The organism is Pantoea sp. BJ2 (assembly GCF_040255075.1).
GTDB classification, from domain to species: domain Bacteria; phylum Pseudomonadota; class Gammaproteobacteria; order Enterobacterales; family Enterobacteriaceae; genus Pantoea; species Pantoea leporis.
Genome location: NZ_CP158292.1, coordinates 3,191,279 through 3,211,743 on the forward strand (window position 1 = coordinate 3,191,279; position 20,465 = coordinate 3,211,743).

Here is a 20,465-nt window from a genome sequence, read left to right on the forward strand (position 1 = left end):
TTCCTCCACCATTGAGAGCGCGAAGATTACCTGATGTGTCGGTGCTTAGCTATCAACTATTGAACCTATTGGGCAATCCAGATTGAGCATAGCACTCAACCTTTTCATAATGTCCGGCAATCATCAGATTTACAGGTCCGGGTTGAGGTAAATATGAATACAGTTTGTGCCTCCTGTCAGGCAACCAACCGCGTGCCCGAGTCGCGCATGGCTGATGGAGCAAAATGTGGTCGTTGCGGCGGCGAGCTATTCAACGGTGAAGTCGCCAACGCGACCGCAGCCACGCTGGATAAGTATCTGCAAGACGATCTGCCGGTGGTGATCGACTTCTGGGCGCCGTGGTGCGGCCCGTGCGTTAACTTCGCACCGGTGTTTAAAGATGTCGCCGACGAGCGGCGCGGCAAGGTGCGCTTCGTGAAAGTGAATACCGAAGCCGAACCCGCGCTTAGTTCGCGTTTCCGCATTCGCAGCATTCCTACTATTATGCTGTTCAAGAACGGCGAGATGGTCGACATGCTGAACGGCGCAATGCCGAAAGCGCCCTTCAACGAGTGGCTCGACGAATCGCTGTAAACCGCTGATGGCCAGCCGCGTGCTGGCCTTCCTTATTACCTTTCCCGGCTAATTCCATTACACTGGCGTTTTTTCTCCTGCCTGCGAATTTATGTTTGAAAATGCCGTTCTGCGCTTACGTGCGCAACGTTTAGCGCGCGCCACGCGCCCGTTTCTTGCGCGCGGTAATCGTGTCATTCGTTGCCAACGCTGCCTGCTGCCGCAGAAAAACTGTCTGTGCGCCACCATCCAGCCTCAGCAAGCGCGCAGTCGCTTCTGTCTGGTGATGTTCGATACCGAGCCGATGAAGCCGAGCAATACCGGAAGGTTAATTGCCGATGTGCTGCCGGACACCGAGGCGTTTGGCTGGTCACGCACCGAGCCGGATGCCGCGCTGCTGGCGGTGGTGAAGAACGCGCATTATCAGCCGCTGGTGGTTTTCCCGGCGTCTTACGCAGATGCCGATCGCGAAGTGCTCACCAGCCCGCCGCTCACCGGCAAACCGCCGCTGTTTATTATGCTCGACGGCACCTGGACGGAAGCGCGCAAGATGTTCCGCAAAAGTCCGTGGCTGGATGCGTTGCCGGTGATGTCGCTCAACGTGTCTGCGCCCTCGCGCTACACGCTGCGCGAGGCCCACGGCGAAGGCCAGCACTGCACCGCCGAAGTTGCTGCCGCGCTGCTGGAACAGGCCGGGGATCTCGCCGCCGCCGCAGAATTGCAGCACTATTTCGCCCGCTTCCGTCATGCTTATCTGGCGGGGAAACCGCATCATCCGATTCATGCTCTGGAAGAAGCATTGAGTAGCGGAATCTGAAGCTGGCTCTCAGCCTGCGATCGGTGAATCGGCACGCGCGCTAAAAAGCGTTTACAATCATGCCAATCTTGATAGCAGGAGCGGATGATGAGCCAACGCGGACTGGAAGCGCTGTTACGACCTAAATCAATCGCGGTAATCGGTGCGTCAATTACACCGGGGCGCGCCGGCTACTTTATGATGCGTAACCTGCTGGCCGGTGGATTTAGCGGTCCGGTATTGCCGGTGACGCCGAAGTATAAAGCGGTGAGCGGCGTGCTGGCATGGCCGGATATCGCCAGCCTGCCCTTCACGCCCGATCTCGCCATCATCTGTACCCACGCCAAACGTAATCTCGAACTGCTGCAGCAACTGGGCGAAAAAGGCTGTAAGGCCTGTATTATTCTCTCGGCGCCGTCCAGCCAGTTGGAAGAGCTGAAAGCCTGCGCCAGTCAGTGGCAAATTCGCCTGCTTGGGCCCAACAGCTTAGGTTTGCTGGCGCCGTGGCAAGAGTTGAATGCCAGCTTCTCGCCAGTGCCGATTGCTAAAGGCCGCATTGCTTTTATTTCGCAATCTGCTGCGGTCTCTAACACCATTCTCGACTGGGCGCAGCAGCGTAACCTCGGTTTCTCCTGGTTTATCGCCTTGGGTGATAGCCTGGATATCGACGTTGATGATCTGCTGGATTTCCTCGCTCGCGACGGTAAAACCAGCGCCATTCTGCTCTACCTCGAACACCTCAGCGATGCGCGTCGCTTTGTTTCCGCTTCGCGCAGCGCCTCGCGTAATAAACCGATTCTGGTGATAAAAAGTGGTCGCAGTCATCAAGCGCAGGCGATGATCGGTACCCACAGCGGACTGGACGCTGCCTGGGATGCGGCGATTCAGCGCGCCGGTTTACTGCGCGTACAAGATACGCATGAACTGTTTACGGCGGTTGAGTCGCTGAGCCATATGCGTCCATTACGCGGCGATCGACTGATGATCATCAGCAACGGCGCGGCCCCGGCGGCGCTGGCCCTGGATGAACTGTATGCGCGCAACGGTAAGCTGGCGACGTTAAGTGACGAAACCTTGCAGGCGCTGGCCACCCTGCTGCCAGAAGGCGTTGGCCGCGGCAATCCGCTGGATTTGAAAGATGACGCGACACCAGCGCGCTATGTCGCCTGCATTGAACGGCTGCTTGATAGCCATGAACTTGATGCACTGATGATCATTCATGCGCCAAGCGCCGTTTCACCTTCGAGCGAAACCGCCGAGCAGATTATCGCTGCGGTTGCCAAACATCCGCGAGGCAAGCAGGTCACTTTGCTGACGAACTGGTGCGGCGAATACTCTTCGCAGAGCGCACGACGCGCGTTTACTCAGGCTGGCATTCCCACCTGGCGCACACCGGAAGGTACCGTTACCGCTTTCATGCATCAGGTGGAATATCGCCGCAACCAGAAGCAACTGCGTGAGACGCCCGCGCTGCCGATTGGTTTGACGCAGAACAGCTCGCAGGCGCATCAGCTGATTCAGCAAGCGCTGGATAAAGGCATCACTACGCTGGACACCCACGAAGTGCAGCCGGTGTTGCAAGCTTATGGCCTGGCGACGCTGCCCACCTGGATTGCCAGCGACAGCGCCGCGGCTGCCAGCATCGCCGATCAGATTGGCTATCCGGTCGCGCTCAAGCTGCGTTCGCCGGATATTCCGCATAAGTCGGAGGTACAAGGCGTAATGCTGTATCTGCGCAGCGCCGCAGAGGTGGAACAAGCGGCTGAAGCCATTTTTGATCGCGTGCGTGAAACCCATCCACAGGCGCATATTGATGGTTTGCTGGTGCAGAGTATGGCGAATCGCGCCGGAGCGCAGGAGTTGCGTGTGGTGGTCGAACAGGATCCGCTGTTTGGTCCTATCATCCTGCTGGGCGAAGGCGGCGTGGAGTGGCAGCCCGACAAGCAAGCCGCCGTGGCTTTGCCGCCGCTGAATATGACGCTGGCGCGCTATCTGGTGATTCAGGCGATGAAAAGCGGCAAAGTTCGCAGCCGTAGTGCGTTGCGACCACTGGATATCACCGGGCTTAGCCAGCTGTTAGTGCAGGTTTCAAACCTGGTGGTCGATTGTCCGGAGATTCAGCGCCTGGATATTCATCCGCTGCTGGCATCAGCTGACGAATTCACGCTGCTGGATGTCACGCTGCAGCTGGCGCCTTTTAATGGTGATAACGAAACACGGCTGGCGATTCGTCCTTACCCGCATCATCTTGAAGAGCAGGTGCAGCTGAAAAATGGGCAATATTGCCTGTTCCGCCCGATCCTGCCGGAAGATGAACCGCAGCTGCGCGCCTTTATCGCCCAGGTAACGAAAGAAGATCTCTACTATCGTTACTTCAGTGAAATCAATGAATTCACCCATGAAGATTTGGCGAATATGACGCAAATTGATTATGACCGCGAAATGGCGATTGTCGCTATACGGCAGCACAACGGCGTCGACGAGATCATTGGCGTAACACGTGCGATCTCCGATGCCGATAATATCGATGCTGAATTCTCCGTGCTGGTGCGGTCTGACCTGAAAGGCTTGGGCATGGGCAGGCGCTTACTGGAGAAGATGATTCGCTATACGCGCGATCATGGCCTGCAACAATTGAACGGTATCACCATGCCAAACAATAGCGGCATGATCACGCTGGCGCGAAAGCTCAATTTTCGCGTGAATATTCAACTGGATGATGGCATTGTCAGCCTGAATTTGCCGCTCGGTGATGTCATCAGCTAACCTGTACAGAAAGGTAAAATTCCTCCTCTACAGGCCGGTTGATGGTATTATTTACCGTTAGGATCATGATTTGATGGCAAAAGGCCATGCAATGAACAGAGAAGAAGTGCACTGTGATGTTGTCTAAATTTAAACGTAATAAACACCAACAACACCTCGCACAGCTGCCTAAACTGTCACAATCCGTGTCGGATCTGACGACGCTTTACTCGCCTGCCGAGTTTCGCGAAACCCTGCTGACGAAAATTGCCGCAGCAGAAAAGCGTATCTGTATCACCGCGCTGTATCTGGAGAATGATGACGGCGGTCGCGGAATAATGCAGGCGCTGTACGCAGCGCGTCAGGCACGTCCGGAGCTGGATGTCTGTATTCTGGTTGACTGGCATCGTGCGCAGCGTGGTCGTATTGGCGCTGCTCGCGGCGTGACCAACGCTGACTGGTATTGCGAAATGGCGACTCAGCACCCGGATATCGCTATTCCGGTTTATGGCATTCCGGTTAACACCCGCGAAGCGCTCGGTGTACTGCATCTGAAAGGGTTTATCATTGATGATACGCTGCTCTACAGCGGCGCGAGCTTGAACGATGTCTATTTGCATCAGCATGATAAATACCGTTATGACCGTTATCAGCTGATCCGCAATCCACAGCTTACCGATACCATGTATGCGTGGATCTGCGAAAATCTCAAGGATTCCGATGCGGTTAACCGGCTCGATAAAACTGAGCGCCCTTCCAGCCCGGAAATCAAAAACGAAACACGTCAGTTCCGTCAGGAGCTGCGCAGCTTTAACTATCAGTTTACCGGCAATGCAGATAATGATTGCCTTGCCGTCACGCCGTTGGTTGGCTTGGGCAAACGTAGCCTGCTGAACAAAACCATTTTCCATTTGATGCCCTGCGCTGAGCGCAAGCTGACGCTGTGTACGCCCTATTTTAACCTGCCGGCCATTCTGGTGCGTAACCTGATTCATTTACTGCGTCAGGGTAAAGAAGTTGAAATCATCATTGGCGACAAAACGGCCAATGACTTCTACATCCCGCCAGAACAGCCGTTCAAGATTATCGGGGCGCTGCCTTATCTATATGAGATTAACCTGCGTCGCTTCCTGAGCCGTTTGCAGTATTACGTCAATAATGGTCAGCTGACGGTACGCTTGTGGAAAGATGGCGAAAACAGTTATCACCTGAAAGGCATTTGGGTGGATGACGAATGGATGATGATCACCGGTAATAACCTCAATCCACGCGCGTGGCGACTGGATCTGGAAAATGCGGTGCTGATTCACGATCCTCTCAATCAATTGGCCGAGCAGCGTGAAAAAGAGCTGGCGCTGATTCGTGAGCATACTTCCGTGGTGCAGCATTATCGCGAGCTGGAAAGTATCTCCGATTATCCGGCAAAGGTGCGCAAGCTGATTCGTCGCCTGCGCCGTATTCGCATCGATCGCTTGATTAGCCGTCTGCTTTAGCCGATGCGTGCGCCTATCCTCTGCGTGGTTTTGCTGTGTAGTGGATGTGCGCATGTCGCCCAGGATAACTGGACCGGCAAAGACAAAGCGCAACACTACTTCTCTTCTGCTGTGCTGGCAGCCGCAGGTAGTGAGATTTCTCAGCATCAAAATCACAGCCGCGGGCAGAATTTGCGTTTCGGCTTTCTGTTTTCGTTGAGTTTCGGTGTGGGGAAAGAGTTATATGACAGCCGCTCAGCGGGGAGCGGCTGGAGTTGGAAAGATCTTAGCTGGGATGTCGCCGGCGCCGCCAGCGGTATCGCACTGTGGAATCTCAGTCAGTAACTACAGTGCAATCCCCTTCCCTTTGCGATGCAGCATCAGCGATACCAGGAATGCTAAAGCGCCCATTGCCGAAACATACCAGAAGAAGCTGGTTTCAATACCTTCCCTTTTCAGCAGTAAGGCTACGTACTCTGCTGAACCACCAAAAATAGCATTCGCCACCGCATAGGAAAGCCCAACGCCCAGCGCGCGGACTTCCGGCGGGAACATCTCTGCTTTCAAAATGCCACTGATAGCGGTGTAGAAACTGGTGATGATTAGCGCCAGCATGATCAAGGCAAATGCCAGCCAACTGCTTTGCACATTTTGCAGCAATAGCAGAATAGGTACCGTACAGATAGCTGCCCCGGCACCAAAAATCATCATTGAGGCACGACGACCAATCTTGTCTGACAGCGCGCCAACTATCGGCTGAATCAACATGAATACCAATAAGCAACCGGTCATTAATCCACTGGCACTGCGCGCATCCATCCCGGCAGTATTTACCAGATATTTTTGCATGTAGGTGGTGAAGGTATAGAAGCTTAGCGAACCGCCTGCGGTAAAGCCCAGCACCATCAGAAATGCACGGGTGTGATTGCGCAGTAATCCCGTAATGCTGCCGGCGTCACGATGTTCACGGTGTTTTTTCTCTGAAGTTTCGTTGAGAGAACGACGCAACCACAATGCCACCACCGCGAGCGCCGCCCCGAGGAAGAACGGAATACGCCAGCCCCAGCTGCGAAGTTCTTCATCGCTGAGAATTTGCTGTAAGACTACAACGGTAAGCACCGCTAACAGTTGGCCGCCGATGAGCGTCACATATTGGAAAGAGGCATAAAATCCTTTTCGTCCTTCCAGTGCTACTTCGCTCATATAAGTGGCGCTGGTACCGTATTCCCCACCAACCGATAATCCCTGAAACATACGTGCCAGCAGAAGAATGACAGGCGCGGCAAGGCCAATTTCTCCGTAGCCCGGTAGACAGGCGATCACTAATGATCCCAAACACATCATGCACACTGAGATCAGCATTGAGGCTTTGCGACCGTGGCGATCGGCAATATAGCCAAATAACCATCCGCCGATCGGGCGCATCAGAAAACCAGCTGCGAAGACGCCTGCTGTTTGCAGCAACTGAGTGGTGGTATCACCGCTTGGAAAGAATACATGGGCAAAATAGAGTGAGAAGAAGGAGTAGACGTAGAAATCGAACCATTCGACTAAATTGCCAGACGATGCGCCGACAATCGACCAGATGCGCTTTTTACTGTCAGCTGCCGTTGCAGTTAGAGCCACTTTTTGTTGTTGTGAATCAGTCATGCTTACCTCTTTTCCTTGCGAATAATTAGCGCCAAAGGATTGAGTAAAGCATCTATTAACTGGTTGCGGGAATTGTCTCTGTTCCTGGATTACAAAATGTGATTGCCGCGAAGTTTTTAGTGCAATTTATTGCTGATTTTCATGCAAATTCAGCCATCTGCCGGCTTTAATTCGCTATATGCAGACGTAAAAAAGCCCCGGACTTTCGTCCGGGGCTTCTTCACTATTTGATGCCTGGCAGTTCCCTACTCTCGCATGGGGAGGCCCCACACTACCATCGGCGCTACGGCGTTTCACTTCTGAGTTCGGCATGGGGTCAGGTGGGACCACCGCGCTAAAGCCGCCAGGCAAATTCTGTTTCGTCCGCTGCCCCCTCTCAGGCGCCGCAGACCAGTCCGTAAACAAGCTGAAAATATCCGGTCTCTCAGACCAAAACGCCTCTGGCGTTGTAAGGTTAAGCCTCACGGGTCATTAGTACCGGTTAGCTCAACGCATCGCTGCGCTTACACATCCGGCCTATCAACGTCGTAGTCTTCAACGTCCCTTCAGGACCCTCAAGGGGTCAGGGAGAACTCATCTCGGGGCAAGTTTCGTGCTTAGATGCTTTCAGCACTTATCTTTTCCGCACTTAGCTACCGGGCAGTGCCATTGGCATGACAACCCGAACACCAGTGGTGCGTTCACTCCGGTCCTCTCGTACTAGGAGCAACCCCCCTCAATTCTCCAGCGCCCACGGCAGATAGGGACCGAACTGTCTCACGACGTTCTAAACCCAGCTCGCGTACCACTTTAAACGGCGAACAGCCGTACCCTTGGGACCTACTTCAGCCCCAGGATGTGATGAGCCGACATCGAGGTGCCAAACACCGCCGTCGATATGAACTCTTGGGCGGTATCAGCCTGTTATCCCCGGAGTACCTTTTATCCGTTGAGCGATGGCCCTTCCATTCAGAACCACCGGATCACTATGACCTGCTTTCGCACCTGCTCGAGCCGTCACTCTCGCAGTCAAGCTGGCTTATGCCATTGCACTAACCTCCTGATGTCCGACCAGGATTAGCCAACCTTCGTGCTCCTCCGTTACTCTTTGGGAGGAGACCGCCCCAGTCAAACTACCCACCAGACACTGTCCGCAGCCCGGATTACGGGCCTACGTTAGAACATCAAACATTAAAGGGTGGTATTTCAAGGTTGGCTCCACGCAGACTGGCGTCCACGCTTCAAAGCCTCCCACCTATCCTACACATCAAGGCTCAATGTTCAGTGTCAAGCTATAGTAAAGGTTCACGGGGTCTTTCCGTCTTGCCGCGGGTACACTGCATCTTCACAGCGATTTCAATTTCACTGAGTCTCGGGTGGAGACAGCCTGGCCATCATTACGCCATTCGTGCAGGTCGGAACTTACCCGACAAGGAATTTCGCTACCTTAGGACCGTTATAGTTACGGCCGCCGTTTACCGGGGCTTCGATCAAGAGCTTCTCCTTGCGGATAACCCCATCAATTAACCTTCCGGCACCGGGCAGGCGTCACACCGTATACGTCCACTTTCGTGTTTGCACAGTGCTGTGTTTTTAATAAACAGTTGCAGCCAGCTGGTATCTTCGACTGCCTTCAGCTCCATCCGCGAGGGACTTCACCTACCGACAGCGTGCCTTCTCCCGAAGTTACGGCACCATTTTGCCTAGTTCCTTCACCCGAGTTCTCTCAAGCGCCTTGGTATTCTCTACCTGACCACCTGTGTCGGTTTGGGGTACGATTTCGTGTTACCTGGAGCTTAGAGGCTTTTCCTGGAAGCAGGGCATCAGTTACTTCACCACCGTGGTGGCTCGTCGTCACGCCTCAGCCTTAAGATACCCCGGATTTACCAAAGGTATCAGCCTACACGCTTAAACCGGGACAACCGTCGCCCGGATAACCTAGCCTTCTCCGTCCCCCCTTCGCAGTAACACCAAGTGCAGGAATATTAACCTGCTTCCCATCGACTACGCTTTTCAGCCTCGCCTTAGGGGTCGACTCACCCTGCTCCGATTAACGTTGAACAGGAACCCTTGGTCTTCCGGCGAGCGGGCTTTTCACCCGCTTTATCGTTACTTATGTCAGCATTCGCACTTCTGATACCTCCAGCATGCCTCACAGCACACCTTCAACGGCTTACAGAACGCTCCCCTACCCAACAACACATAGTGTCGCTGCCGCAGCTTCGGTGCATGGTTTAGCCCCGTTACATCTTCCGCGCAGGCCGACTCGACCAGTGAGCTATTACGCTTTCTTTAAATGATGGCTGCTTCTAAGCCAACATCCTGGCTGTCTGTGCCTTCCCACATCGTTTCCCACTTAACCATGACTTTGGGACCTTAGCTGGCGGTCTGGGTTGTTTCCCTCTTCACGACGGACGTTAGCACCCGCCGTGTGTCTCCCGTGATAACATTCTCCGGTATTCGCAGTTTGCATCGGGTTGGTAAGCCGGGATGGCCCCCTAGCCGAAACAGTGCTCTACCCCCGGAGATGAGTTCACGAGGCGCTACCTAAATAGCTTTCGGGGAGAACCAGCTATCTCCCGGTTTGATTGGCCTTTCACCCCCAGCCACAAGTCATCCGCTAATTTTTCAACATTAGTCGGTTCGGTCCTCCAGTTAGTGTTACCCAACCTTCAACCTGCCCATGGCTAGATCACCGGGTTTCGGGTCTATACCCTGCAACTTAACGCCCAGTTAAGACTCGGTTTCCCTGCGGCTCCCCTATACGGTTAACCTTGCTACAGAATATAAGTCGCTGACCCATTATACAAAAGGTACGCAGTCACCCCATTAAAGAGGCTCCCACTGCTTGTACGTACACGGTTTCAGGTTCTGTTTCACTCCCCTCGCCGGGGTTCTTTTCGCCTTTCCCTCACGGTACTGGTTCACTATCGGTCAGTCAGGAGTATTTAGCCTTGGAGGATGGTCCCCCCATATTCAGACAGGATACCACGTGTCCCGCCCTACTCTTCGAACTCACAATCTGTGCACTTTCGTGTACGGGACTATCACCCGGTATCGTGCGACTTTCCAGACGCTTCCACTAACGCACAAACTGATTCAGGTTCTGGGCTGTTCCCCGTTCGCTCGCCGCTACTGGGGGAATCTCGGTTGATTTCTTTTCCTCCGGGTACTTAGATGTTTCAGTTCCCCGGGTTCGCCTCGCAACACTATGTATTCATGTTGCGATGATGCACTGGGTGCACCGGGTTTCCCCATTCGGACATCGTCGGCTGTAGCGGTTCATATCACCTTACCGACGCTTTACGCAGATTAGCACGTCCTTCATCGCCTCTGACTGCCAGGGCATCCACCGTGTACGCTTAGTCGCTTAACCTCACAACCCACAGGCGTTTTGCAACGCGCGCAGACTGCAAGCATTTGAGAGACTCGAACGCGCTGTTATTCATTTCTTATTACGGAGAAATGAACCAACGCGTCGTTTCAATTTTCAGCTTGTTCCGGATTGTTAAAGAGCATAATACTTCGCAGCACACCGTTTCCGGTTTGCTCTGAAGTATTGTTTTGAGTCACTGTAATGGTGGAGCTAAGCGGGATCGAACCGCTGACCTCCTGCGTGCAAGGCAGGCGCTCTCCCAGCTGAGCTATAGCCCCATACAGTTACTGCAGAGACCACTACTACCACTCACCAGGAGTTCCGTTTTTGACAAACGGTAATTTCTTTTCAGGCAAGGCAAAGTGGCGCGACGTATAGTTCACTATACGAGCGGCGCTTTAACGCAGCATGAGAAGAAATTTGGTAGGCCTGAGTGGACTTGAACCACCGACCTCACCCTTATCAGGGGTGCGCTCTAACCACCTGAGCTACAAGCCTGTAGAGGTTTTTTCTGCTCGTTACTTTCTATCAGACAATCTGTGTGAGCACTTCGCGGGAAGGTATCTTCAGGTAAGGAGGTGATCCAACCGCAGGTTCCCCTACGGTTACCTTGTTACGACTTCACCCCAGTCATGAATCACAAAGTGGTAAGCGCCCTCCCGAAGGTTAAGCTACCTACTTCTTTTGCAACCCACTCCCATGGTGTGACGGGCGGTGTGTACAAGGCCCGGGAACGTATTCACCGTAGCATTCTGATCTACGATTACTAGCGATTCCGACTTCACGGAGTCGAGTTGCAGACTCCGATCCGGACTACGACGCACTTTATGAGGTCCGCTTGCTCTCGCGAGGTCGCTTCTCTTTGTATGCGCCATTGTAGCACGTGTGTAGCCCTACTCGTAAGGGCCATGATGACTTGACGTCATCCCCACCTTCCTCCAGTTTATCACTGGCAGTCTCCTTTGAGTTCCCGGCCGAACCGCTGGCAACAAAGGATAAGGGTTGCGCTCGTTGCGGGACTTAACCCAACATTTCACAACACGAGCTGACGACAGCCATGCAGCACCTGTCTCAGAGTTCCCGAAGGCACCAAAGCATCTCTGCTAAGTTCTCTGGATGTCAAGAGTAGGTAAGGTTCTTCGCGTTGCATCGAATTAAACCACATGCTCCACCGCTTGTGCGGGCCCCCGTCAATTCATTTGAGTTTTAACCTTGCGGCCGTACTCCCCAGGCGGTCGACTTAACGCGTTAGCTCCGGAAGCCACTCCTCAAGGGAACAACCTCCAAGTCGACATCGTTTACGGCGTGGACTACCAGGGTATCTAATCCTGTTTGCTCCCCACGCTTTCGCACCTGAGCGTCAGTCTTTGTCCAGGGGGCCGCCTTCGCCACCGGTATTCCTCCAGATCTCTACGCATTTCACCGCTACACCTGGAATTCTACCCCCCTCTACAAGACTCCAGCCTGCCAGTTTCGAATGCAGTTCCCAGGTTAAGCCCGGGGATTTCACATCCGACTTGACAGACCGCCTGCGTGCGCTTTACGCCCAGTAATTCCGATTAACGCTTGCACCCTCCGTATTACCGCGGCTGCTGGCACGGAGTTAGCCGGTGCTTCTTCTGCGGGTAACGTCAATCGGTGAAGCTATTAACTTCACCGCCTTCCTCCCCGCTGAAAGTACTTTACAACCCGAAGGCCTTCTTCATACACGCGGCATGGCTGCATCAGGCTTGCGCCCATTGTGCAATATTCCCCACTGCTGCCTCCCGTAGGAGTCTGGACCGTGTCTCAGTTCCAGTGTGGCTGGTCATCCTCTCAGACCAGCTAGGGATCGTCGCCTAGGTGAGCCATTACCCCACCTACTAGCTAATCCCATCTGGGCACATCCGATGGTGTGAGGCCCGAAGGTCCCCCACTTTGGTCTTGCGACGTTATGCGGTATTAGCTACCGTTTCCAGTAGTTATCCCCCTCCATCGGGCAGTTTCCCAGACATTACTCACCCGTCCGCCACTCGTCACCCGAGAGCAAGCTCTCTGTGCTACCGTTCGACTTGCATGTGTTAGGCCTGCCGCCAGCGTTCAATCTGAGCCATGATCAAACTCTTCAATTTAAGTTTGATTTGCTGAAACGAGTTCAGCGATGCTCATCTGTAAAACGTCATAATGAATTTCATTATGTGTTCACTCGTGAGGCTTTGATATTTTTTTGCGTCCGGAGACGCGGATATCAATCCTGCGAGTGCCCACACAGATTGTCTGATAAATTGTTAAAGAGCGTTGCGAACAGCGGCTGAACCGTCTGTCGCGAGGTGGCGTATACTACGCTACTCTCCTTCGGAGTCAAACACTTTTTTCAGCGTTTTCATCCGGCGGGATGAATTTCTTCACTCCCTGCCGAGTCGTCTGCGTTGCCGCTTTGCCGTCTCAGTGGTGGCGCATTATAGGGAGTTCATTTCAGCTGACAAGTGCTAATTTGAAGTTTTCGCGCGACCGCTCACTTTCCAGGCTATACGTTGCAAAAAGCAGCTAATTCTTGCAAAAGGCCAAAAAAAACGGGCCTGCAGGCCCGTTTTAATCAGAAGTGATTACTGATGAGCAACAATCACATCGTCTTTTACATCCATTTCGATGGTTCTTCCCGGAACCAAGGCACCAGAAAGAATCTGCTGAGCCAGCGGGTTTTCAATCTGCTGCTGAATAGCACGTTTCAATGGACGCGCACCATAAACCGGATCGTAGCCATTCTCGCCGAGCAGTTTGAGCGCCTCATCGGAGATATGCAGCTGATAGCCACGCTCCTCAAGACGTTTATACAAACGTTGCAGCTGAATCTGCGCAATTGAAGCAATGTGTTTTTCGCCCAATGGGTGGAACACCACCATGTCATCGATACGGTTGATAAACTCTGGGCGGAAATGCTGCCCCACAACCGTCATCACCACCTGTTTCATCTCCGCATAATCCAGAGAACCGAAACGTTCCTGAATAAGATCGGAGCCAAGGTTCGAGGTCATGATCACCACGGTATTGCGGAAATCGACCGTACGGCCCTGTCCGTCGGTTAAGCGACCATCATCCAGCACCTGCAACAGAATGTTGAACACATCAGGATGCGCCTTCTCCACTTCATCCAGCAGAATCACCGAATAAGGCCGACGACGTACCGCTTCGGTCAGATAACCGCCCTCTTCATAGCCGACATATCCCGGAGGTGCACCCACCAGCCGCGACACCGAGTGTTTTTCCATAAACTCGGACATATCAATACGCACCATCGCGTCATCGCTATCGAACAGGAAGCTAGCCAGCGCTTTACACAACTCGGTTTTCCCTACCCCCGTTGGTCCGAGGAACAGGAAGGAACCAATTGGACGATTCGGATCGGACAAGCCGGCACGACTACGACGAATCGCATTCGAAACCGCTTCTACCGCTTCGTTCTGGCCGATGACGCGTGAATGCAAATCCTGCTCCATACGCAGCAACTTGTCGCGCTCGCCTTCCATCATGCGTGCGACAGGAATTCCGGTCCAACGCGCCAGTACATCGGCAATCTCCACATCCGTTACGCGATTACGTAACAGCTTCATGGTTTTACCTTCAGACTGCGTAGCGATGGCTAACTGTTTCTCCAGCTCCGGAATTTTACCGTACTGCAGCTCAGACATCTGACCCAGGTCACCAACGCGACGCGCTTGCTCCATCGTCAGGCGCGCTTGTTCCAGCTCTGCTTTAATGTTCTGCGTGCCGGTTAATGAGGCTTTTTCCGCTTTCCACTCCTCTTCCAGCTCAGCATATTCACGCTCTTTCTGGTCAAGTTCACTTTCCAGCATTTCCAGACGCTTCACGCTGGCGTCATCAGACTCTTTCTTCAGCGCTTGCTGCTCAAGTTTCAACTGGATGATGCGGCGCTCAAGGCGATCAAGGGACTCAGGCTTCGAATCCATCTGTAAACGAATGCTTGAGGCCGCTTCGTCTATCAGGTCGATGGCCTTATCCGGCAGCTGACGATCGGAGATGTAACGATGCGACAACGTCGCCGCAGCCACAATCGCCGGATCGGTGATCTGCACGTGATGGTGCAGCTCATAGCGTTCTTTCAGTCCGCGCAGAATGGCAATGGTATCTTCGACACTCGGCTCAGCAACGAAGACTTTCTGGAAACGACGTTCCAGCGCCGCATCTTTCTCAATGAACTGACGATACTCATTCAACGTAGTTGCGCCGACACAGTGCAACTCACCACGCGCCAATGCGGGTTTCAACATGTTGCCGGCATCCATGGCGCCATCGGCTTTACCTGCGCCCACCATGGTATGCAGTTCGTCGATAAACAGAATGACGTTGCCTTCCTGCTTCGCCAAATCGCTAAGCACGCCTTTGAGGCGCTCTTCAAATTCACCGCGATATTTGGCGCCCGCCACCAGCGAACCCATATCCAGAGCCAGCACGCGACGGCCTTTCAGCCCTTCCGGTACTTCGCCATTGATGATGCGCTGCGCTAAACCTTCGGCAATAGCCGTTTTACCGACGCCGGGTTCACCAATCAGCACCGGGTTATTTTTGGTACGACGCTGCAACACCTGAATGGTGCGGCGAATTTCTTCATCACGACCGATAACCGGATCAAGCTTGCCGAGTTCGGCACGCTCTGTAAGGTCGATGGTGTATTTTTTTAATGCCTGACGCTGATCTTCAGCCCCTTGATCGTTCACGCTGTCTCCTCCCCGTATTTGCTCGATGGCCGCAGAGAGTTTTTCCGACGTTGCGCCGGCTGATTTCAAAAGATCAGCCAGCGAACCACGTGAATCGAGGGCCGCCAATACAAATAATTCAGATGATATAAAGTTGTCGCCGCGCTTTTGCGCCAGCTTGTCGCACAGATTGAGTACCCGAATCAGATCGGCGGATGGCTGCACATCGCCGTCCGTGCCTTCAACCTGAGGTAGTCGATTAATCGCTTGTTCAATGCTGGTACGCAGGCCAGCCACGTCGGCACCCGCTGCGCTGAGCAACGGACGCACCGATCCGCCTTCCTGGTTGAGCAATGCGCTCATCAAATGAAGGGGTTCAATGAATTGATTGTCATGTCCCAGAGCAAGGGACTGTGCATCGGCAAGTGCCAGTTGAAATTTATTAGTAAGACGATCCAGACGCATAATTCCTCCCATTACAGGTCAAAATGCTACTGGAGATTAAATGAGGTCATCCCTCAAATTTTTCAAGGTTAATGACCTGAGTTGTGAGCAAAAAATACGCTAACTGGACCGTCTTGTGGCGTAAGGTTATCTCAGCCAAATCAAAGTTGCCATACGCCCGGTGATTCCGTCGCGTCGGTAGGAGAAAAAATCATCGCGCTCATGGAAGGTACATCGCGTTGAACCGCTGATGGAATGCACGCCAGCGGCCTGTAGACGATGACGCGCCAGCAGCCAAATATCGGCAAAGTATTTGTTACCCGCCGGGCGGAAAGCCTCTTCCGCTTGTGAATCATGGGCCATAAATGCCGTTCTGACTTCCGAGCCAACTTCAAATGCCAGCGGCCCAATTGCCGGACCAAGCCATGCATGAATGTCATTTGGCGCGCAGTGAAACTGCGACAACGTCTGTTCCAGCACACCATTACAGAGTCCACGCCAACCGGCATGTGCTGCCGCGACTTCACTACCATCCTTGCTGCAGAACAGCACCGGCAAACAATCCGCCGTCATCACTGCGCAAACAACCCCGCTTTCACGCGTGATTGCGGCATCAGCACGCGGCAGCGGATCGCTGGCGGGTAAACGCGCAACCAATTGACCATGGATCTGATCCAGCCATTGCGGCATTGCAGGTAACGTCAGTTGCTCAACCAGGCGCTGACGATTCTGAGCAACCTGCGCCTCAGCGTCGCCAACATGCCCACCAAGATTCAACGAATCCCATGGAGCAGCGCTGACGCCGCCGTAACGCGTGGTGGAACATGCCCGAACATGCTGCGGCGCAGGCCAATCCGGGATGATCCATTCACTCATAGCCAATCCATCTGATCGCGGAATTCAAGGGTATCGGCTTTCAGCGCATCAATTAAATCGACCATATCCTGCGGCAACGGCGCATGCCATTCCATCTCAATACCGGTGATTGGGTGATAGAGACGTAACATCGTGGCATGCAGCGCCTGGCGATCAAAACCCCGTAGCGTAGTGATGAAAGCTTCAGATGCCCCTTTTGGCGGGCGTGGACGGCCACCGTACAGCGGATCGCCCACCAGCGGATGGTTAATATGCGCCATATGCACACGGATCTGATGGGTACGACCGGTTTCGAGACGCAAACGCAAACGCGTATGGGCACGGAAGTGCTCCATGATGCGATAGTGCGTGGTTGCCGGTTTACCCATCGGGTGCACCGCCATGTGCGTACGTTTGGTTGAGTGGCGCGCCATGGGCTGATCCACCGTACCGCCCGCAGTCATGGTGCCAATAGCCACCGCTTCATACTCACGCGTGATTTCGCGCAGCTGCAGCGTTTCAACCAGGTGCGTTTGCGCAGGAACGGTTTTCGCGACCACCATCAAACCGGTGGTATCTTTATCCAGACGATGAACAATACCTGCACGAGGCACATCAACGATCGGTGGATAGTGATAAAGCAGTGCGTTAAGCACTGTGCCATCAGGATTACCGGCGCCGGGATGTACCACCAAACCGCGAGGTTTGTTGATGACCAGAATGTCGTCATCTTCATAGACGATATTCAGTGGGATATTTTGCGCTTCCCAGCGTTGCTCTTCTTCGATCTCAGCATCAATGGAGACATGCTCACCGCCAAAAACTTTTTCTTTTGGTTTATCGATGATAGTGCCGTTGACGCTGACTCGGCGCTCAAGAATCCATTCTTTTATGCGAGAACGTGAATAATCAGGGAACAATTCTGCCAAAGTCTGATCTAAGCGTTGTCCAAGCTGTGCTTCGGACACCGTTGCGGTGAGTTGAACTTGTTGTGCCATATACAGCTTCTTCGTTAACGTTGGGTTTTCACGGCGATGCCGTTTAATATAATGTGCTATCGTACCTGGTCATAACTGGGAGCTATACGGACAGCTTCTGCTACAACACTTTGAGGATAATCATTTCGTCATGACGCGTATGAAACATCTGGTGGCTGCTGCCACACTGAGCCTGAGCCTGGCGCTTGTGGGTTGTTCTGGCTCATCAGATCCAGTCCCGGACAGCCCGCCGTCTGAAATTTACGCCACGGCCCAGCAAAAGCTGCAGGACGGTAACTTTAAAGCGGCGATTAAGCAACTGGAAGCACTGGATAACCGCTATCCGTTTGGTCCTTACTCGCAGCAAGTACAGCTGGATTTGATCTACGCGTATTACAAAAATGCCGATCTGCCACTGGCGCAAGCCGCTATTTCTCGCTTTATGCGTCTGAATCCAACCCATCCGAATATCGACTATGTCATCTATATGAAAGGTCTGACGGATATGGCGCTGGATGATTCTGCACTGCAGGGCTTCTTCGGTATCGATCGTTCCGATCGTGATCCGACGCACGCTCGTGATGCTTTCCGTGACTTCTCGCAATTACTGCGCGGTTATCCAAACAGCCAATATGCTGCGGATGCGCAGAAACGTTTGGCATTCCTGAAAGAGCGCCTGGCGAAGTATGAACTCTCGGTGGCGCAATTCTATACCAAGCGCGGTGCCTATGTCGCTGTTGTTAACCGCGTGGAAACAATGATGAAGGATTATCCGGATACTGAGGCGACTCATGAAGCGTTACCGTTGATGGAGAATGCTTACCGCCAACTGCAGTTGACGGCTGAAGCCGACAAAGTGGCAAAAATCATTGCGGCAAATAATCAGTCCTGATTATTACATCCACAAAAAAGCAGCCCATGAGGCTGCTTTTTTTATGTCACTTTGTGGATAATCCAGCAGTTTTACAGATTTATCGCTGCAGTTATCCAGTCAATCATGCGCCCTTCCCCAGTCGTCTTCAAGTATTTCCCGCCACTTTCCCGGCCTTTCTCACAATTAAGCGGCATTGACAAAAAGTGACATTTCAATGTGATTTAGATCACACATTTTCTTAATTTCCTCGGTATGCTGGACCTACCCACACGGAAATGACAGAGAGGTTTAACTATGATTCTGAACATTACCAGCAAACAAATGGAAATCACCGAGGCCATCCGTAACCACGTTGAAGAGCGTCTCGCCAAGCTGGAAAAATGGCAAACACATCTGATAAACCCTCACATTGTGTTATCAAAAGAGCCGAAGGAGTTTGTGGCTGATGCCACCATTAATACGCCTAACGGTACGCTGGTTGCCAGCGCGAAACATGATGATATGTATACGGCCATCAATGACTTGATTGCCAAGCTGGAGCGACAACTCAATAAAGCGCAACACAAACCCGAAGCCCGTCGCGCCAACAGCAGTGTGAAAGATTTTCTTCCTACGGAATAAGCAAACATCTTTAGTAACGCGCCTCCGGGCGCGTTTTTTATTGACAGCTTTAAATCACTGCGGTTACTCTCAAGCCACTTTATTTATGGAAACAATCATGAAACATCTGCCGTTCTTCTTCGCATTCTTTTTTACCTTCCCCTGATTGGGAGGCGATTCGTCATGTGAAAATGAATGCGAAGACGAACAACAAAGCCTCCCAAATGGGAGGCTTTTTTATTGGACATTTTACAGGTGAGCCCTATGAATCCCGAAAATCCGCTGCTGGCATTACGCGATAAAATCAGCGCCGTTGATGAAAAACTCTTAGCGCTTTTGTCAGAGCGTCGCATACTGGCCGTTGAAGTTGCGCAGGCTAAACTGGCAACGCATCGCCCTATCCGCGATGTTGAGCGTGAGCGCGCTCTGCTGGAAAACTTAATTTCACTGGGTAAAAAGCATCAGCTTGATGCGCATTACATCACTCGCCTGTTTCAGTTGGTGATTGAAGATTCGGTTCTAACTCAGCAAGCCTTGTTGCAAAAGAATCTCAACCATCCACATGCTCACGCACCGCGCATTGCATTCCTCGGTCCGAAAGGTTCCTACTCACATCTTGCGGCGCGCAAATACGCCACCCGACATTTTGATTCAATGGTTGAGATTGGCTGCCTGAAATTCCATGACATCATCCATCAGGTGGAAAGTGGACAAGCGGACTACGCGGTGATGCCGATTGAAAATACCAGCTCTGGTTCGATCAACGACGTTTACGATCTGCTTCAGCAAACCACGCTATCGATTGTGGGTGAACTGACCATTCCAATTGAGCATTGTGTGCTGGTCAACGGCAGCACCGATTTGCAGCAGATCGAAACGGTATATAGCCATCCACAGCCATTCCAGCAGTGCAGCCAGTTCATTAATCGTTTCCCGCAGTGGAAAATCGAATACACCGAAAGCACCGCTGCAGCGATGGAGAAAGTGGCAGCGATGAATTCAACAAAGGTTGCCGCATTGGGTAGCGAAGCGGGTGGTGAGCTGTATGGATTGCAGGTGCTGGAGCGCAATCTGGCCAATCAACAGCAGAACCACACGCGCTTCATCGTGCTGGCACGTAAAGCGATTGAAGTGTCTGGTCAGGTTCCGGCGAAAACAACGCTGATCATGGCGACGGGTCAACAAGCAGGCGCATTGGTTGAAGCGCTGATGGTATTACGTAACCACGGCCTCATCATGAGCAAACTGGAAAACCGCCCCATCAACGGCAATCCGTGGGAAGAGATGTTTTATATTGATGTGCAGGGCAATCTGCAGTCAGAAAATATGCAGCTGGCGTTAACCGAGTTGAGCGGCTTAACCCGTTCATTAAAAGTTCTTGGCTGCTACCCCGGCGAGAATGTGGTGCCGGTTGAGCCGCGCCTCTAAGCAAAAAGGCATCCTCACGGATG

General features: G+C 52.9%; 13 protein-coding genes, 2 tRNA genes, 3 rRNA genes and 1 other annotated feature. Of the genes, 9 read left to right on the forward strand and 9 right to left on the reverse strand.

The window, feature by feature from the left end:
- The first annotated feature begins 153 nt into the window (after positions 1 to 153).
- The 5 genes from trxC to AAF463_RS14800 all read left to right on the forward strand — a co-directional run bounded on the left by trxC (position 154) and on the right by AAF463_RS14800 (position 5,910).
- Positions 154 to 573 carry a thioredoxin TrxC gene (gene trxC / locus AAF463_RS14780; RefSeq protein ID WP_110868290.1) on the forward strand — a complete coding sequence of 140 codons (420 nt, stop codon included), beginning with the start codon at positions 154 to 156 and terminating at the stop codon, positions 571 to 573.
- 91 nt (positions 574 to 664) lie between these two features.
- On the forward strand, positions 665 to 1,369 hold the full coding sequence (locus tag AAF463_RS14785) for a tRNA-uridine aminocarboxypropyltransferase (protein ID WP_222184354.1): 705 nt from the start codon (positions 665 to 667) through the stop codon (positions 1,367 to 1,369).
- 87 nt (positions 1,370 to 1,456) lie between these two features.
- Positions 1,457 to 4,114, forward strand: coding sequence for a bifunctional acetate--CoA ligase family protein/GNAT family N-acetyltransferase (locus AAF463_RS14790; RefSeq protein WP_350261007.1), 2,658 nt, complete (start codon positions 1,457 to 1,459; stop codon positions 4,112 to 4,114).
- A gap of 116 nt (positions 4,115 to 4,230) precedes the next feature.
- Entirely contained in the window at positions 4,231 to 5,586 is a 1,356-nt protein-coding gene (gene pssA, locus AAF463_RS14795) for a CDP-diacylglycerol--serine O-phosphatidyltransferase (RefSeq protein ID WP_101763429.1), read from the forward strand.
- Between the two features lie 3 nt (positions 5,587 to 5,589).
- Complete coding sequence (locus AAF463_RS14800) at positions 5,590 to 5,910, forward strand: YfiM family lipoprotein (protein WP_101763428.1); 321 nt, start codon at positions 5,590 to 5,592, stop codon at positions 5,908 to 5,910.
- Here AAF463_RS14800 and AAF463_RS14805 read toward each other — a convergent pair whose 3' ends face one another.
- The 9 genes from AAF463_RS14805 to rluD form a co-directional block, all read right to left on the reverse strand.
- Entirely contained in the window at positions 5,911 to 7,215 is a 1,305-nt protein-coding gene (locus tag AAF463_RS14805) for an MFS family transporter (RefSeq protein WP_101763427.1), read from the reverse strand. It abuts the gene before it with no gap.
- A 232-nt stretch (positions 7,216 to 7,447) separates the two neighbouring features.
- Positions 7,448 to 7,563: ribosomal RNA gene (gene rrf, locus AAF463_RS14810) — 5S ribosomal RNA — on the reverse strand.
- Positions 7,564 to 7,665: 102 nt separating this feature from the next.
- Positions 7,666 to 10,570 (reverse strand): 23S ribosomal RNA (locus AAF463_RS14815).
- Between the two features lie 202 nt (positions 10,571 to 10,772).
- Positions 10,773 to 10,848: transfer RNA gene (locus AAF463_RS14820), tRNA-Ala, on the reverse strand.
- Between the two features lie 143 nt (positions 10,849 to 10,991).
- Positions 10,992 to 11,068: transfer RNA gene (locus AAF463_RS14825), tRNA-Ile, on the reverse strand.
- Positions 11,069 to 11,141: 73 nt separating this feature from the next.
- Positions 11,142 to 12,681 (reverse strand): 16S ribosomal RNA (locus tag AAF463_RS14830).
- Together the 16S, 23S and 5S rRNA genes with 2 tRNA genes alongside form the textbook arrangement of a ribosomal RNA operon.
- Before the next feature lie 474 nt (positions 12,682 to 13,155).
- Positions 13,156 to 15,729 carry an ATP-dependent chaperone ClpB gene (gene clpB, locus AAF463_RS14835; RefSeq protein ID WP_350261008.1) on the reverse strand — a complete coding sequence of 858 codons (2,574 nt, stop codon included), beginning with the start codon at positions 15,727 to 15,729 and terminating at the stop codon, positions 13,156 to 13,158.
- A gap of 126 nt (positions 15,730 to 15,855) precedes the next feature.
- On the reverse strand, positions 15,856 to 16,584 hold the full coding sequence (yfiH, locus tag AAF463_RS14840) for a purine nucleoside phosphorylase YfiH (RefSeq protein WP_350261009.1): 729 nt from the start codon (positions 16,582 to 16,584) through the stop codon (positions 15,856 to 15,858).
- Positions 16,581 to 17,561 carry a 23S rRNA pseudouridine(1911/1915/1917) synthase RluD gene (gene rluD, locus AAF463_RS14845; RefSeq protein WP_110868333.1) on the reverse strand — a complete coding sequence of 327 codons (981 nt, stop codon included), beginning with the start codon at positions 17,559 to 17,561 and terminating at the stop codon, positions 16,581 to 16,583. Before rluD ends, yfiH begins: the two co-directional genes overlap by 4 nt.
- 130 nt (positions 17,562 to 17,691) lie before the next feature.
- Between rluD and bamD the strand changes: the two genes are divergently transcribed.
- The 4 genes from bamD (at position 17,692) to pheA (ending at position 20,442) form a co-directional block, all read left to right on the forward strand.
- On the forward strand, positions 17,692 to 18,432 hold the full coding sequence (gene bamD, locus AAF463_RS14850) for an outer membrane protein assembly factor BamD (RefSeq protein ID WP_008109011.1): 741 nt from the start codon (positions 17,692 to 17,694) through the stop codon (positions 18,430 to 18,432).
- Positions 18,433 to 18,708: 276 nt separating this feature from the next.
- Positions 18,709 to 19,035 (forward strand): ribosome-associated translation inhibitor RaiA, encoded by a 327-nt coding sequence (gene raiA, locus AAF463_RS14855; RefSeq protein WP_008109009.1) that lies wholly within the window; start codon positions 18,709 to 18,711, stop codon positions 19,033 to 19,035.
- Positions 19,036 to 19,131: 96 nt separating this feature from the next.
- Positions 19,132 to 19,256, forward strand: a sequence feature (Phe leader region).
- The gene (gene pheL, locus AAF463_RS14860; protein ID WP_100703679.1) at positions 19,133 to 19,180 is read left to right on the forward strand and encodes a pheA operon leader peptide PheL; all 48 of its coding nucleotides are present in this window, start codon (positions 19,133 to 19,135) and stop codon (positions 19,178 to 19,180) included. It overlaps the preceding feature by 48 nt.
- Before the next feature lie 22 nt (positions 19,257 to 19,278).
- The gene (gene pheA, locus AAF463_RS14865) at positions 19,279 to 20,442 is read left to right on the forward strand and encodes a bifunctional chorismate mutase/prephenate dehydratase (RefSeq protein WP_192236526.1); all 1,164 of its coding nucleotides are present in this window, start codon (positions 19,279 to 19,281) and stop codon (positions 20,440 to 20,442) included.
- The last annotated feature ends 23 nt before the right edge of the window (positions 20,443 to 20,465 follow it).